Source organism: Mycobacterium sp. NGS16, from assembly GCF_059813225.1.
Window position 1 is genome coordinate 620,746 of the sequence record NZ_JCALEE010000002.1, and the last position, 13,686, is coordinate 634,431.

The 13,686-nt window shown below is 68.3% G+C and carries 17 protein-coding genes; 8 read left to right on the plus strand and 9 right to left on the minus strand.

From position 1 onward, the window contains the following. Window positions 1-25 precede the first annotated feature (25 nt). Window positions 26-472, plus strand: coding sequence for a PaaI family thioesterase (locus tag AC5Y4Q_RS08625; protein ID WP_064924337.1), 447 nt, complete (start codon window positions 26-28; stop codon window positions 470-472). Between the two features lie 15 nt (window positions 473-487). On the opposite strand, the gene msrA is transcribed toward AC5Y4Q_RS08625, so the two are convergent. From msrA to AC5Y4Q_RS08655, 6 genes are read right to left on the minus strand one after another with little or no spacing between them, the layout of a single operon-like run. Further along, window positions 488-991: a peptide-methionine (S)-S-oxide reductase MsrA gene (msrA, locus tag AC5Y4Q_RS08630; RefSeq protein ID WP_064924338.1), complete on the minus strand. Its 504-nt coding sequence runs from the start codon at window positions 989-991 to the stop codon at window positions 488-490. Window positions 992-1,009: 18 nt separating this feature from the next. Next, window positions 1,010-2,173: a cytochrome P450 gene (locus tag AC5Y4Q_RS08635; protein ID WP_064924339.1), complete on the minus strand. Its 1,164-nt coding sequence runs from the start codon at window positions 2,171-2,173 to the stop codon at window positions 1,010-1,012. Next, window positions 2,173-3,315: an alpha/beta hydrolase gene (locus tag AC5Y4Q_RS08640; RefSeq protein ID WP_419179723.1), complete on the minus strand. Its 1,143-nt coding sequence runs from the start codon at window positions 3,313-3,315 to the stop codon at window positions 2,173-2,175. The genes AC5Y4Q_RS08635 and AC5Y4Q_RS08640 overlap by 1 nt, the downstream gene beginning before the upstream one ends. Next, window positions 3,302-3,937, minus strand: a complete 636-nt coding sequence (locus AC5Y4Q_RS08645) for a TetR/AcrR family transcriptional regulator (protein ID WP_082952795.1) — start codon at window positions 3,935-3,937, stop codon at window positions 3,302-3,304. The genes AC5Y4Q_RS08640 and AC5Y4Q_RS08645 overlap by 14 nt, the downstream gene beginning before the upstream one ends. Next, window positions 3,937-4,767 carry an enoyl-CoA hydratase/isomerase family protein gene (locus AC5Y4Q_RS08650; RefSeq protein ID WP_125225021.1) on the minus strand — a complete coding sequence of 277 codons (831 nt, stop codon included), beginning with the start codon at window positions 4,765-4,767 and terminating at the stop codon, window positions 3,937-3,939. Before AC5Y4Q_RS08650 ends, AC5Y4Q_RS08645 begins: the two co-directional genes overlap by 1 nt. Window positions 4,768-4,778: 11 nt before the next feature. Beyond that, the gene (locus tag AC5Y4Q_RS08655) at window positions 4,779-5,315 is read right to left on the minus strand and encodes a VOC family protein (RefSeq protein WP_064924342.1); all 537 of its coding nucleotides are present in this window, start codon (window positions 5,313-5,315) and stop codon (window positions 4,779-4,781) included. A gap of 122 nt (window positions 5,316-5,437) precedes the next feature. Between AC5Y4Q_RS08655 and AC5Y4Q_RS08660 the strand changes: the two genes are divergently transcribed. Genes AC5Y4Q_RS08660 through AC5Y4Q_RS08670 form a run of 3 tightly spaced genes read left to right on the plus strand, consistent with a single transcriptional unit; the run spans window position 5,438 to window position 7,343 of the window. Continuing rightward, window positions 5,438-5,944 carry a nuclear transport factor 2 family protein gene (locus AC5Y4Q_RS08660; RefSeq protein ID WP_125225020.1) on the plus strand — a complete coding sequence of 169 codons (507 nt, stop codon included), beginning with the start codon at window positions 5,438-5,440 and terminating at the stop codon, window positions 5,942-5,944. Beyond that, a complete protein-coding gene (locus AC5Y4Q_RS08665; RefSeq protein ID WP_125225019.1) occupies window positions 5,941-6,966 on the plus strand; it encodes an NAD-dependent epimerase/dehydratase family protein in 1,026 nt (341 codons plus the stop codon). Before AC5Y4Q_RS08660 ends, AC5Y4Q_RS08665 begins: the two co-directional genes overlap by 4 nt. Next, a complete protein-coding gene (locus AC5Y4Q_RS08670; protein ID WP_064924345.1) occupies window positions 6,963-7,343 on the plus strand; it encodes a DUF427 domain-containing protein in 381 nt (126 codons plus the stop codon). The genes AC5Y4Q_RS08665 and AC5Y4Q_RS08670 overlap by 4 nt, the downstream gene beginning before the upstream one ends. Here AC5Y4Q_RS08670 and AC5Y4Q_RS08675 read toward each other — a convergent pair. Next, window positions 7,340-7,729, minus strand: a complete 390-nt coding sequence (locus tag AC5Y4Q_RS08675) for a nuclear transport factor 2 family protein (protein ID WP_064924346.1) — start codon at window positions 7,727-7,729, stop codon at window positions 7,340-7,342. The two genes, AC5Y4Q_RS08670 and AC5Y4Q_RS08675, sit on opposite strands and share 4 nt — an antisense overlap. Before the next feature lie 64 nt (window positions 7,730-7,793). Here AC5Y4Q_RS08675 and AC5Y4Q_RS08680 point away from each other — a divergent pair, with 64 nt between their 5' ends. After that, the gene (locus AC5Y4Q_RS08680) at window positions 7,794-8,708 is read left to right on the plus strand and encodes a DNA-3-methyladenine glycosylase family protein (RefSeq protein ID WP_125225018.1); all 915 of its coding nucleotides are present in this window, start codon (window positions 7,794-7,796) and stop codon (window positions 8,706-8,708) included. On the opposite strand, the gene AC5Y4Q_RS08685 is transcribed toward AC5Y4Q_RS08680, so the two are convergent. Beyond that, window positions 8,695-9,288 carry a TetR/AcrR family transcriptional regulator gene (locus AC5Y4Q_RS08685; RefSeq protein WP_125225017.1) on the minus strand — a complete coding sequence of 198 codons (594 nt, stop codon included), beginning with the start codon at window positions 9,286-9,288 and terminating at the stop codon, window positions 8,695-8,697. The two genes, AC5Y4Q_RS08680 and AC5Y4Q_RS08685, sit on opposite strands and share 14 nt — an antisense overlap. Window positions 9,289-9,403: 115 nt before the next feature. Between AC5Y4Q_RS08685 and AC5Y4Q_RS08690 the strand changes: the two genes are divergently transcribed. The 3 genes from AC5Y4Q_RS08690 to AC5Y4Q_RS08700 all read left to right on the plus strand — a co-directional run bounded on the left by AC5Y4Q_RS08690 (window position 9,404) and on the right by AC5Y4Q_RS08700 (window position 12,131). Further along, a complete protein-coding gene (locus AC5Y4Q_RS08690; protein ID WP_064924349.1) occupies window positions 9,404-10,069 on the plus strand; it encodes a TetR/AcrR family transcriptional regulator in 666 nt (221 codons plus the stop codon). Between the two features lie 70 nt (window positions 10,070-10,139). Beyond that, window positions 10,140-11,066: a class I SAM-dependent methyltransferase gene (locus AC5Y4Q_RS08695; RefSeq protein WP_419179724.1), complete on the plus strand. Its 927-nt coding sequence runs from the start codon at window positions 10,140-10,142 to the stop codon at window positions 11,064-11,066. Window positions 11,067-11,267: 201 nt separating this feature from the next. Beyond that, window positions 11,268-12,131: an SDR family oxidoreductase gene (locus AC5Y4Q_RS08700; protein WP_499958658.1), complete on the plus strand. Its 864-nt coding sequence runs from the start codon at window positions 11,268-11,270 to the stop codon at window positions 12,129-12,131. Between the two features lie 10 nt (window positions 12,132-12,141). Here AC5Y4Q_RS08700 and AC5Y4Q_RS08705 read toward each other — a convergent pair whose 3' ends face one another. Next, window positions 12,142-13,680, minus strand: coding sequence for a PE-PPE domain-containing protein (locus AC5Y4Q_RS08705; RefSeq protein WP_125225016.1), 1,539 nt, complete (start codon window positions 13,678-13,680; stop codon window positions 12,142-12,144). Window positions 13,681-13,686: the final 6 nt, after the last annotated feature.

Genomic DNA, 13,686 nt, shown 5'->3' on the forward strand with positions numbered 1-13,686 from the left:
GGGCCACCGCTTAGGATCGGCGGACATGAGCACACCGGAGACGATGACCGCCGCGATCGAGCGCACCATCCCGGTCGCGCACCGGATGGGGGTGCGGATCCTCGAGGCCGGGCCCGGCCATGCGGTGGCCAGCGTGCCGGTCGAGGGCAACGGCAACCATTTCGGCGTCATCTACGCCGGGGTGCAGTTCACCGTCGCCGAGATCCTCGGCGGGGTGATCGCGCTGAGCACGTTCGACGCGGCGAAGTACTTCCCGCTGGTGAAGAACATCGACATCTCGTTCGTCGGGATGGCCCGCTCGGAGCTACGCGCCGAGGCCCGTCTCGACGAGGCGACCATCGCCCGGATCGAAGCCGAGGCCGCCGAACGCGGCAAGGCGGACTTCGAACTGGAAGCCGTGGTCACCGACGCCGAAGGAAAGACCGTCGCCACCACCCGCGGGCTGTATCAACTGCGGGCCCACGGGAAATAAGCCCGCCGACAGCCGCTAAGTCTGGCGTTGCAGCTGCCAGTCCGGCCGGATGTAGTGGCAGGTGTAGCCGTTCGGGTACCGCTCCAGGTAATCCTGGTGCTCGGGCTCGGCCTCCCAGAAGTCACCGGCCGGGCTGACCTCGGTCACCACCTTGCCCGGCCAGCGACCCGAGGCGTCCACGTCGGCGATGGTGTCCAGCGCGATCTGGCGCTGCGAGTCGTCGAGGTAGAAGATCGCCGAACGGTAGCTGGTCCCGACGTCGTTGCCTTGCCGGTTGCGGGTGGTCGGGTCGTGGATGGCGAAGAAGAACTCCAGCAGGCTGCGGTAGTCGGTGGCCGCCGGGTCGTAGACGATCTCGATGGCCTCGGCGTGGCTGCCGTGGTTGCGGTAGGTGGCGTTCGGTACGTCGCCGCCGGTGTAGCCGACTCTGGTGGACACCACGCCGGGTTGCTTGCGGATCAGATCTTGCATGCCCCAGAAGCAGCCGCCGGCCAGGATCGCTCTGCGGTAATCGGTCATGCCCCCGATTATCCCGGCTCAGCCACGGCCCGCCAGCAGATAAGAGCGATAGCTGGTCAGCACCGCACTCGGCTCCCGGCACGGAGCCCCCAGCGCGGTCAACACGGGGAACCGGTCGAACAGGGCCCGCAGGCCCGAGCGGATCTGCATCCGGGCCAGCGGGGCGCCCAGGCAGACGTGCGGGCCGAACCCGAACCCCAGGTGGCCGGTCTGCAGCCGGGCCAGGTCGAGCCGGTCGGGATCGGCGAACACCGCCGGATCCCGGTTGGCGGCGGCCAGCCCGAGCAGGATCGGGGCCCCGGTCTGCACCACACAGTCGCCGATCTCGATCGGCGCGGACGCCACCCGGGAGATCATCTGGGCCGGGCTGATCAGGCGGACCAGTTCATCCACGGCATGCGGGGCGCTGAGCAACCGCTGTTGGCCGGGGTTATCGATCAGCAGCGCCACCGCCCCGGTGAGCACGGCGGTGGTGGTGTCGTGCCCAGCCGACAGCAAGAAGATGGCGTTGTGCAGCAGTTCGTCATCCGAGAGCGGCAGCCCGCTGGTGGCCACCACCGACAGCAGGTCGTGGCCCGGATCGGCGCGGCGCAGCTTCAGCAGGTCGGCGAGCAGCGCCTTCATCGCGGCGGCGGCGTCGTCGGCGGCGGTGAACACCGCCCGCGGCGCGGCCGGTTCCAAGGCGGCGATCAGCGCCATCGACCAGGCTTGCAGATTGTCCAGTTCGCTGTCGGGAACCCCCAGCAGGGTGGCGATCATCCCCAGCGGCAACGGCTTGGCGAACTCGGCCACCAGGTCGAAGCCGCGCCCGTCCAATCCCGCCGCCAACGCCCGGGCGCGGGCGGCGACTTCGGGTTCGAAAGAGGCCAGCGCCCGCGGGGTGAACGCCCGCGACAGCGGAGCCCGCAGCCGGCGGTGATCGTCGCCGGAGCGGTAGAACAGGTTGTGCTCCACATGGGTCAGATACGGCCGCCCCGGATCGAGCTTGCCGCGGTACAGGTTTCGCCGGTCGGTGCCGGCCCGTTCGTCGCGCAGCATCGCCAGCACGTCGGCGTAGCGGGTGAGCACCCACAGCCCCTGGCTGTTGCGGTGCACCGGATCCGCCTCGGCGAACCGGCGCTGATAGGCCAGCGGGTCGGCATGCAGGTCGGGATCGCGGAAGTCGAAGTCGGGCGCATCCATCAGGTGCGTTCCGCGATCCAGGACGCCACCAGGTCGGCGCAGACGGTCCGGCTGTCCGCCGGCTGCTGCAGATAGTGGTCGCCGGGAATGAAATGCAGTTGTTTGTCGGTGCTGGCCAGTGAGTCGTGGATGTGGTGGGCATCGCTGGGGAACACGCCGGTGTCGGCGGTGCTCTGGATCACCAAGGACGGCAGCGTGATCCGGCCCAGGTGCGGGGCGCCCTGGCAGAACGAGGTCTGCAGACTCCACATCGACAGCCAGGTCCGCAGCGTGCAGTGCGCGGCGATGTTGTACGGCGCACGGTTGGCGCGCCGGGGGTCCCCCAGATAGCACTGGTTCAGCGGGCGATCCGATGGGTCGAGCGAGGGGTCCAGGTAGCGCAGGTCGGCCCAGACCCGATGCACCGAGAAGCTGCGGTCGTAGGTCCCGGCAGCCTTCAGCCGCTTCAACTCCGCCTGCGCCCATGCGGTGATCCGGTCATTGCGGTCTCGCTGGGCCTGGCGGTAGCGGGCGATGAACTCCTGGGTGTAGGGCGGGGCGTTGTGTTCGGCGTACATGTCCAGAGCCGGATCGCAGGACAGCGGGTCGGACTCGTCGGTCACCGAGGGGTCGATCCAGGCGGTCAGCACCTCCGGGCGCCCGGCGTGGGCCTGGGTGGACACGTACAGGTCGCCGGGCGGCAGCGCGTTGACCGCGTCGGGCACCGGGCCGCCACCGACTCCTGTGATATGCGGGTCGACGGCTTGGGATTGGTAGGCCGCCATCAGCGAGCCGCCGCCGGAGTTGCCGAGCAGCACCACCACGTCGACGCCGGCCTGCTCGCGCAGCCACGCCACCCCCGCGGCGATGTCGGCCAACGCGTGTTCGAGCAGGAACACCGATTCGCCGCTGCGGAACCGGGTGTTCCAGCCCAGAAAGCCGTAGCCCCGTTCGGCCAGCAGCGGCGCCAGGTAGTGCTCGGCGAAATCCACGTTGTAGTGGCTGGCGATGACCGCCACCTTCGGGGCGACGCCGGCCGGGGTCCAGTACAGTCCCTGCGCCGGGTGGTAACCGGCGGGGTTCACCCCAGCCGATGCCGAAGTGAGCGAGACGAATTCGCGTGTTACCGCCACTGCACAACTCCTTTGGTCAGGTCCTGTCACCGGGCCAGCTCACCGAGCGATACCAGGTGTCGGTGAGCGTTTTGATCGCCGCTTCGTCGTCGAGTTCGCGGCCCGCCACGTCGCCGCCGGCCACCAGCCAGACGTAGGTGAACTGGTTGAGCATCGCGACGATGGCGGAGCCGACCAGTTCCGGGTCCGCGTCGGGTGCATAGCCCTTGCGTTGGGCCATCCGCACCGTCTGCGCCACCCAGTCGATCGCATCGGCGCACATCTCCCGCCAGCGCCGGGCGAACTCGTCATTGATCATCGCCAGCTGAAACACCCCGACCATGACCCCGAGGTGCTCCCGGTAGGTCTCCCAGTGCGCCCGCACCGATTCCTCGATGATCTGCCGCAGGTCCTGGCCCGGGTGCAGCGCCTGCACCGCACGGCTTTTCGCTGACGCCCGGAAGTCCTCGGCCAGCGAGGCCAGCAGGTCCTCCTTGGATTCGAAGTAGTGGTAGAACGAGGCCGGCGAGCGCCGCGCGGTCGAGGTGATGTCGGTGATGGTCGTCTTGAAGAAGCCTTTGCGGGCGATCACCTCGCGGGCGGCCTGCTCCAGGCGGGCCTGGGTGTCGCGGCCGCGCACGGTGGGGCGGGGCACCACCACATCGCCGGGCATCAGGCCGGTTCCGTCTGGTGCAGGCCGGCCACCAACTCGGCCAGCCGCCGTTCCCCGCCGGGTGTCTGGCCGCCGGCGTCCAGGAAGCGTTGCATCCTCGGCAGCGCGGTGCCGCGGCCGAGCACCTGGGCAAACGCCGAGCGTTCCACCGCCAGGCCCGCGTCGAAATCCGGGGCGCACAGGGTGGCTTTGACGGCGGCGATGTCGGCCAGCGGGACGGTGCCGAGACGCGCCAGCAACCGGTCGAGGAACGGCCCGACGTCGCCCGGGTCCAGCGCCCGGTTGACCAGCCCGTAGCGTTCGGCCAGGTCGGCATCGAGATCGTCGTGGGCCAGGATGACCTCCAGCGCCCGGCCGCGGCCCAGCAGCCGACGCAGGTGCTGGGGACCCGAACCGGCCGGGATGACCCCGATCCCAGTCTCGATCTGGTTGAACACTGCCCGGCCGGTGACCGCGAACCGCAGATCGAGGTTCACCAGTAGCTCCATCCCGCCGCCGGCCACCCGCCCGGCGACCACCCCGACGGTGACCTGCTCGAGGGCCCGGAAGGCGCCGACCAACTCCTGGAATGAGCCGACCGCGGCCGCGGGATCCGCAGCGGACGCCTGCAGCAGCGCCAGATCGACGTGGGCGATGAAGAAGTCGGGGTTGGCGCTTTCCAGCACCACCACCCGGACCTGATCGCCCGCCGCGCGCAGCCACTTCACCAGCCGCCACAGATCGCCCATCATGGCGGCGTCCATCAGGTTGATCGCGCCGTGGTCGATGCGCACCCGGGCGATCGGCCCGTCGTGAATGACGTGCAGCGTCGTCAGCGAATCGAGGGCCATATGCGGCCGGTTCAGCCGAGGTGGGTGGTGGTCGAGCGTGACGTGACCACCTTGGGGTCGGCCGCGCGCTCGGTGCTGGACAGCAGTGCGCGGGCCCGCTCCGGGTCGCGTTCGAAACCGGGTGTGTCCCGGCACAACTCGACCATGATGCCGTTGGGGTCCAGGTAGTACAGCGAGTGGCACCAGCCGTGGTCGACGTCCATCAACGCCTTGACCCCGGCGGCGTCCATCCGGGTCCGGACCTCGTTCTGCTTCTCCTCGGTGGCCCGGAAGGCCACGTGGTTCACCCACACCGGCAGGCCATTCGGGCGGGACAACGAGCTGGACCAGTCGGGTTTCTCCCCGACGCCGTGCAGGTCGAAGAACGCGATGCACGAGCCGTCGCCGAGGTCGTAGAACACGTGCCGGAAAAAGCCGTCCTGTAGGTGTTCGACCTCGGTGTGGACCAGCGGGAACCCCAGCAGGTCCTCGTAGAAGTGATGCGTCGCCTCCAGATCGGCGCAGGCGTAGGCCGCGTGGTGCAGGCCGACGGCCGGTTTGCTGGGCATCACCGCAATCTCCTTCGGGCCGGGGACCGGTCCGGGTCACCGTAACACCGATTCGAATATAAACCCAGATTCGAATCCAAGACCCCTCGACAACGTCGCTAGAACGTGTTCTAGTTCTTGGCATGACGAACCCGCAGTTCAGCCGCGCGGAGCTCGCGGCAGCCTTCGAGACCTTCGAGCAGACCGTCGCCCGCGCCGCCGAGACCAAGGACTGGGATGCCTGGGTGGGGCACTACACCCCCGACGTCACCTACGTCGAACACGCCATGGGCACCATGCACGGCCGCGAGGAGGTGCGCCGCTGGATCCGCAAGACGATGTCGACGTTCCCGGGCAGCTACATGACCGAGTTCCCGGCGCTGTGGTCGGTGATCGACGAGGACGGCGGGCGGATCATCTGCGAACTGGACAACCCGATGCGCGACCCCGGCGACGGCACCATCATCAGCGCCACCAACATCTCGATCATCACCTACGCCGGCGATGGCCTGTGGAGCCGTCAGGAGGACATCTACAACCCGTTGCGCTTCGTCGCCGCGACCATGAAGTGGTGCCGCAAGGCCCAAGAACTCGGCACCCTTGATGACGAGGCGGCGGCCTGGATGCAGCAGTTCGGGGGTACTGCGTGAACAGCAAGGCCAAGCTCGTCATCGGCGCCAACGGGTTCCTGGGGTCGCACGTCACCCGCCGGCTCGTCGATGCCGGTGAAGAGGTGCGGGTCATGGTGCGGCCGGGCGCCAACACCGTCGGGATCGACGACCTCGACGTCACCCGCTTCCACGGCGACGTCTTCGATTCCGCCACCGTGGCCGAGGCGATGACCGGCTGCGACGACGTCTACTACTGCGTCGTGGACACCCGGGCCTGGCTCCGGGACCCGAGCCCGCTGTTTCGCACCAACGTCGAGGGCACCCGCAACGTCCTGGACGTCGCTAAAGACGCCGGCCTGCGCCGGTTCGTGTTCACCAGCAGCTATGTGACCGTCGGCCGCCGCCGCGGCCACGTCGCCACCGAGGCCGACCCGATCAACCGCCGCCGCCTCACCCCCTACGTGCAGTCCCGGGTGCAGGCCGAAAACCTGGTGCTGCGTTATGCGGCCGAGGCCGGCCTGCCGGCGGTGGCGATGTGCGTGTCGAGCACCTACGGCGACGGCGACTGGGGCCGCACCCCGCACGGGGCATTCATCGCCGGCGCCGTCTACGGCAAGCTGCCGTTTGTGATGGACGGCATCCGGCTGGAGGCCGTCGGGGTCGACGATGCGGCGCAGGCACTGATCCTGGCCGCCGAACACGGCCGGAACGGGGAGCGCTATCTGATTTCCGAGCGCATGATCACCAACGCCGAGATCATCGCGATCGCGGCCGACGAGGCCGGGGTGCCGCCGCCGGCGCGGTCGATCCCGGTGCCGATGCTCTATGCGCTGGGGGCGCTGGGCACGCTGAAGGCCCGGCTGGGCGGCAAGGACGCCGAGCTGTCGCTGAAATCGGTGCGGATGATGCGCGCGGAGTCCGAACTCGACCATTCCAAGGCGGTGCGCGAACTGGGCTGGCAGCCACGACCGGTCGAGGAATCGATCCGGGAGGCGGCGCGTTTCTGGATGAAACTGCGCGACGCCAGGAAGCATGCGGACAAGCGAGGCACCCCAGCATGAACAATCGACCGGTTCTCACCCCGACCGCCGAATACCCGATCACCGTGACCCCGACCGGCCGGCACGTCACGGTGCGCATCGGCGGCGAAGTCATCGCCGATACCAACGATGCGCTCACCCTGCAGGAAGCAAATCATGCTGCGGTGCAATATATTCCGCTGGCTGACGTCCGGCGCGAGCTGTTGACCCGGACCGAGACGACCAGTTACTGCCCGTTCAAGGGCGACGCCGCTTACTACACGGTGACCACCGCGGCCGGCCAGACCGTCACCGATGCGATCTGGACCTACGAGCAGCCGTTTCCCGCGGTCGCCGCGATCGCCGGGCACGTCGCGTTCTACCCGGACAAGGCCGAGATCAGCGTCGCTGCAACCTAAATCCCCAGCACCTCAGCGGCGAATCGTGTCTCGGTGTACTCACGCACCGACACAATCCGGCCGTCGTGGGTGTCGACGATGAACACCAGCGGGCTGTCGTAATGGGAGCCGTCGGCGGTGGTGCAGTCACCGTGCGCCTCGATCACCACCGTTTCGCCCTCATTGATGCAGCGGGTCAGCTCGAGAGTGATCCGCAGGCCGTGGCGGCGCTCCTCCACTTGCTGGCGCAAGGCGCCTGCGTCGATCGCCTCGCGGGTCAGGATGCTCCAGTAGGTGAAGTCCTCGCTGACCAGAGTGAAAATGTCGTCCAGGTCGTCGTCGCCAGAGATGCCCTGTAGGAACATCCACGCCAATTCCGCCTGCGGATCGTCGAACGGGGTGGCCACTTCCTCATGGTGGCGCGGCGACGGGATGCGGTCAACGTGCAAACGGCGGTCCTAGGATCACGTCATCAACAGTTCGCTTTGCCGTACCGTCACCTTCCCCGGGCCGGCCAGCCCCGCGCTGACCTTGTCGCCGCTGCGCCGCGGTCCCGGCGATCCCTGCTTGCAGATCATTGACGGCGTCATCTGGCGGACCAGCCTGATGCCCAGTGGGCCGGTGACCGCGCGGATCACCCAGGCGGCGCCGGCGGTGGTGGACTGCGCGGCGTGGGGCGCCGGCGCCGCCGAGTTCCTCGACGGCGTGCCGGGACTGCTGGGCGCCGACGACGACGTCTCGGACTTCGCGCCGACCGAACCGACGGTGGCCGCCGCGCACCGGCGCCTGCCACACCTTCGACTGGGCCGCACCCACCGGGTGCTCGAAGCGCTCATCCCGGCCGTGCTCGAGCAGCGGGTGCCGGGTGTTGATGCGTTCCGGGCCTGGCGGGTGCTGGTCAGCGAGTTCGGTGCCCCGGCGCCGGGACCGGCGCCGGCGCGGATGCGGGTGCCGCCACCGGCCGAGGTGTGGCGAACCATTCCGTCGTGGAAGTTCCACCGCGCCAACGTCGATGGTGGCCGGGCCCGCACCGTCGTGCGCTGCGCGCAGCGGGCGGGATCGCTGGAACGACTGGTGAACCGTCCGGCAGCCGAGGCCCGGGCGGCGCTGATGTCGCTGCCCGGCGTCGGGGTGTGGACTGCGGCCGAGACGGCGCAGCGTGCCTTCGGCGATGCCGACGCGCTGTCGGTCGGCGACTACCACATCGCGAAGATGATCGGCTGGACGCTCCTGGGCCATCCGATCGACGACGACGCCATGATCGACCTGATGGAACCGATGCGACCGCACCGGCACCGGGTGGTGCGGTTGCTGATCGAAAGCGGGCTGGCCGTCGAGCCGCGGCGCGGCCCACGGCTGGCGGTGCAGCGCATCAGCTCGCTGTGAACGGCTGTTCGGGGAAGGCCGTGCTCGCGGCGCCGGCGAAGCGGCCCGAGTCGAGCGCCTCGAGCAGTTGGGCCGATAGCCACTCGATTACGGCGCGGTCGCGCGGCAGCAGCGCCTGCTCGTACCCGATCAGCAGGTACATGCCCCAACTGGCGAACAGGTGGGCCGGACGCTCCTCTCGCAGGACCTGCAGCGCCGACTCGTACATGATGTTGAAGCGTTGCCGGTCCACCTCGGCCTGCACGGCGTGCACCGTCGGATCCGCCCAGCTCCACGCCCGGATCGCGGCCTCGGCTCCGTGCGGCAGTGCCAGGCCGATCTGGATCAGGCTGTCGAGCCGTTCGCGGGGGTCCGGCATGGCCCGCACGAACTCCACGTGCTGGACGGTGCGCTCCTCCAGCCAGTGTTGTACCAGGTCACGGGTGTACACCGGCCAGCTGGTGAAGTAGTGGTAGAACGAGCCCGTCGTCACCCCGAGTCGGTTGCACACCTCGGCCAGCTTGAGACCGCCGTAGCCCAGTTCGGACAGCACATCGAGACCTGTCTCGAAATATGCCTGCCGGGAAAGGACCGCGCCCATAAGTCGACTTTAGTTCGCTGGATCCCGCGTGGGAACGTATCGGGGGATACAGAAGTGAATGATCGTAATGGGGAATTTACCGACGAGTAACGGGTGCGGTGACAGAATCTACATCGTGCAGGAAGCGGCGTTTCACCGGCTCGGGCGCCCGCGTGGCGCGCGATCAAACGTGACCCGGGAACGCATCGTGATCGCGGCCAGCGGGGTCTTCGGGGAGTTCGGCTACCACGCGACGACATTTCAGGCGGTTGCTGCCCGCGCGCATCTGACCCGGCCGGCGATCAACCACTATTTCGCGAGCAAGCAACTGCTCTACCAGGCGGTGCTGAACCGCAACGAGTCGATCCTCGACCACGCCGTGGAGCGGGCGCGCACCGAGCACGGTCTGATCGCCCGGCTGTCGTCGGTCATCTATGCGTTTGCCCAACTCGGCGAAGAAGACCGCACCGCCGCGGCCTTCGCCGTCACCGCGGTGCTCGACGCTCAACGAGACCCGCAGCTGCGGGTGTTGGTCGGTGACCTGCAGGGCCCCACCCGGCGGTTCCTCACCGAGACGCTGACCGAGGCCATCGACCGGGGGGAACTCGCCACCGCGGCGACGGTCGGCGACCTGACGGAGACGCTGTTGGCGCTGCTGTGGGGACTCGGGTTCTACATGGCCGCGGTCGGCGACCGTGACGAGTCAGCCGCGGTGATCGCCAACATGCAGGCGCTGCTGGCGAATCGACTCTGGCAGCTGCATCAGCCGGGCCCGCCGGTTGCCGCCGAAAGCAGTGAATAGCTCGCCTAACTTTTTCGGTAGCATGGCTTGCGACAGCCACGGCAAGCAAGCGAGGTAACCGATGAGTTCACTGCGTACCCATGACGACACCTGGGACATCGCCACCAGCGTCGGTTCGACGGCGGTGATGGTGGCCGCAGCCCGCGCGGTCGAGACCGACAGCCCCGAGGCGCTGATCTCCGATCCCTACGCCAAACTTCTGGTCGCCAACGCCGGCACCGGCGTGTGGGAGACACTGCTCAACGAAGCGCTGATCGACAAGTTAGAGTCCGTCGACCCCGAGATCGCCGCGGTGTATCACCACATGCGCAACTATCAGGCGGTCCGCACCCACTTCTTCGACGCCTACTTCGCCGCGGCGGTCGACGCCGGCATCCGCCAGGTGGTGATCCTGGCCTCCGGGCTGGACTCCCGGGCCTACCGGCTGGACTGGCCCGCCGGCACTACCGTCTATGAGATCGACCAGCCGAAGGTCCTGGCCTACAAGGAGACGACGCTGGCGGCCCACGACGTGACGCCGTCGGTGCCGCGCCGCGCGGTGGCGATCGACCTGCGCCAGGACTGGCCCACCGCGCTGATCGGCGCCGGCTTCGACCCGGCGGCCCCGACGGCGTGGCTGGCCGAGGGCCTGCTGATGTACCTGCCTGCCGACGGCCAGGACCGGTTGTTCGAGCAGATCACCGCGCTGAGCGCCCCGGGCAGCCGGATCGCGGCGGAGACCGCGGCCAACCACGCCGACGAGCGGCGCCAGGAGATGTCGGAGCGGTTCAAAAAGGTCGCAGAGCAGATCGGCCTGGAGCAGACCGTGGACGTGCAGGATCTGATCTACCACGACGAGAACCGGGCGGCGGTGTCGGAATGGCTCAACGGGCACGGGTGGCGTGCCACCGCGCAGCACTCCACCGACGAGATGCGCCGCCTGAACCGCTGGGTGAACGTGCCGATGGGCGACGACGCGCAAGCGTTCGCGGAGTTCGTCACCGCGGTGCGCAGCTAACCGCCGGGGCTGATTCGGCGGTTCAGCGTCGCCTCTCCTTCGTCGAGGCTCGCTAACCGCCGGGGCTGGTTCGGCGGTCCAGCTTCGCCTCTCCTTCGTCGAGGCTCGCTAACCGCCGGGGCTGGCGGGTCGGCCCGCAGTAGGAATGGGCTGCCGGTTGCTTTAGCCTGGCGATGAGCAAGCCCACGCGAAAGGAACCTCATGCCCGGAGTGCAGGATCGTGTTGTCGTCGTCACCGGAGCCGGTGGGGGCCTGGGCCGTGAGTACGCCCTGACCCTGGCCCGCGAGGGTGCCGCGGTGGTGGTCAACGATCTCGGCGGCGCCCGCGACGGCACCGGAGCCGGCCACAACATGGCCGATCAAGTGGTCGCCGAGATCAAAGAGGCCGGCGGGCGGGCCGTCGCCAACTACGACAGCGTCGCCGACGCCGACGGGGCGGCCAACATCATCAAGACCGCGATCGACGAGTTCGGCAAGGTCGACGGGGTGGTCAGCAACGCGGGCATCCTGCGTGACGGCACCTTCCACAAGATGACCTTCGACAACTGGAACGCCGTGCTGCAGGTGCATCTCTACGGCGGGTACAACGTGGTTCGGGCCGCTTGGCCGCACTTCCGCGAGCAGAGCTACGGCCGGGTCGTGGTCGCCACCTCCACCAGCGGACTGTTCGGCAACTTCGGGCAGGCCAACTACGGGGCAGCCAAGCTCGGCCTGGTCGGCATGATCAACACGCTGGCCATCGAGGGCGCCAAGTACAACATCAAGGCCAACGCGATCGCCCCGATCGCCGCCACCCGGATGACCGAGGACATCCTGCCGCCGGAGGTGCTGGAGAAGCTCAAGCCCGAGTACGTGGCACCGGTGGTCGCCTACCTGTGCACCGAAGAGGTCGCCGAGACCGGTTCGGTGTTCATCGCCGGCGGCGGCAAGGTGCAGCGGGGGGCGCTGTTCGAGAACGCCGGCGCGGTCTTCGAGAACCCGCCGTCGGTCGATGACGTCGCGGCCCAGTGGTCGACGATCGCCGACCTGTCGGCGGCCAAGGCGGCCAGCTTCTCACTGCAGTAGCCGCTCTACCTCAGAAGCCGAGGCCGGCGAACGCGGCGTTGATCTCTGCGATCGTGTTGGTGATGAGCTGGACCTCGAAACCGGCTGCCAGCGTGTAGATCGCGGTGTTGGCCGCCATCGGCAGTCCGAACGCGTCGAGTAGATCACCGTTTTGCAGGTTGGTGGTGAGCAGGCTCAGATCGTAGGACGGCACGCTGGTGACCAGGGCGTTGATGATGTCCGAGGTCCCCGACAGCGCGCCGTTGATCGCCGATGTCGCGCTGGTGAACGCGTCGACGATGTCGGTGAACGACGGCAGGGTCGTGGCCGCCGCGTGGGTGACCGCGTCGGCGACCGCGGGGGAGAACGCCGCCATCATCGCCGCCGGGTTCGCCAGATCGGCCTGAAATGCCGTCCAGCCTTGCTCGACCCGGTCGACGAGGTCGTTGAACACCGTGGTCGGGTCGACGTCGGGGAACAGCCCGAACGGGGTGGCCACGTTGGCCGGTGCGGTCGAGTAGCCGAAGTCGCCGTCGCCGTAGCCGAGGTTGATCAGGTACGTCAGGGCCGGACCCAGCAGGTCCTGCAGTGGTTTCGGCAGCAGCGCCACCAGCGGCGCGGTTATGGGCTGCCCGCCCAGCGTGTCGATCATGTAGTAGTCGGTGAGGCTGCCCGTGGTGCCCAGGGACTGCGAGCCGGGCAGAAGATGCGCGTTGGCGATGTCTTCGGCGGTTGGTCCGCTGCCGTCGACGCCGCCGTTCAGGTACGTGCCGTGCAGTGTCCGGATGCCCAGAAAGGCGTTCAGGTCGGCCAGGAAGTTCAACGGGTAGCGGGGGAAGTCGGTGAAGCCGTCGTACTCCATCGAATAGATGGACGTCTGGAAGGCATCCGACGGGGTGGAGCTGTCGAAGCTGAAACCCAGGCTCGGCAGGTTGAGCGGCAGGTCGTGTACCTGTCCCGACGTCGTCTCGAAGCCGCTGAAGCGCTCCAGGATGCCGCCGTTGGGGGCGCTGGGGTCGCCGATGAGCAGGAACTGCACGGGCGAGTTGCCGAGGCCTTCGCCCTGGAGCTTCTCCATCTCCAGGCTGGCGATGGTCGCGCTCTGCGAGTATCCGAACACGGTGGTGGCGGCCCCGGCCGCATTGTTGGCCTTGATCCAGTCGTCCAGAATCGTCAGGCCCTGGCCCACCGAGGTGCTCTGGGCCGGAAAACCGCTGGCATCGTTGGGGTAGTTGAAGCGCAACACGTTGATGCCGTCGAGCGGATACAGCCCCTCCGGGGTGAAGACGCCGTTGGCGAGCACCCCGGGGTAGGTGGTGCCCGGATAGATGGGATGCAGCGGATTGTCGATGTAGAGCTGGTCTGCGGCGCCCACATACTGGGAGCCGGGGATCGGTACGCCGCTGCCGCCGATCACCAACCCGATCGACGGATCGGCGGAGGGATCGCCGGCCGTGAGTCGCACGGCGTGGGACTGGAGGTCCGGGGGTGCGATCGGGCTGACGACGACGATGCCGGCGCCGACCAGGGCGCATCCGATCATCAGATAGGGGCGATGTGCAGCTTTCATGAGAAA

Excerpts from the sequence above, each read along its gene's own strand:
- AC5Y4Q_RS08625 (WP_064924337.1), top strand. The coding sequence starts at position 26 with ATGAGCACACCGGAGACGATGACCGCCGCGATCGAGCGCACCATCCCG.
- msrA (WP_064924338.1), bottom strand. The coding sequence starts at position 991 with ATGACCGATTACCGCAGAGCGATCCTGGCCGGCGGCTGCTTCTGGGGC.
- AC5Y4Q_RS08635 (WP_064924339.1), bottom strand. The coding sequence starts at position 2,173 with ATGGATGCGCCCGACTTCGACTTCCGCGATCCCGACCTGCATGCCGAC.
- AC5Y4Q_RS08645 (WP_082952795.1), bottom strand. The coding sequence starts at position 3,937 with ATGCCCGGCGATGTGGTGGTGCCCCGCCCCACCGTGCGCGGCCGCGAC.
- AC5Y4Q_RS08650 (WP_125225021.1), bottom strand. The coding sequence starts at position 4,767 with ATGGCCCTCGATTCGCTGACGACGCTGCACGTCATTCACGACGGGCCG.
- AC5Y4Q_RS08655 (WP_064924342.1), bottom strand. The coding sequence starts at position 5,315 with ATGCCCAGCAAACCGGCCGTCGGCCTGCACCACGCGGCCTACGCCTGC.
- AC5Y4Q_RS08660 (WP_125225020.1), top strand. The coding sequence starts at position 5,438 with ATGACGAACCCGCAGTTCAGCCGCGCGGAGCTCGCGGCAGCCTTCGAG.
- AC5Y4Q_RS08670 (WP_064924345.1), top strand. The coding sequence starts at position 6,963 with ATGAACAATCGACCGGTTCTCACCCCGACCGCCGAATACCCGATCACC.
- AC5Y4Q_RS08685 (WP_125225017.1), bottom strand. The coding sequence starts at position 9,288 with ATGGGCGCGGTCCTTTCCCGGCAGGCATATTTCGAGACAGGTCTCGAT.
- AC5Y4Q_RS08700 (WP_499958658.1), top strand. The coding sequence starts at position 11,268 with ATGCCCGGAGTGCAGGATCGTGTTGTCGTCGTCACCGGAGCCGGTGGG.
- AC5Y4Q_RS08705 (WP_125225016.1), bottom strand. The coding sequence starts at position 13,680 with ATGAAAGCTGCACATCGCCCCTATCTGATGATCGGATGCGCCCTGGTC.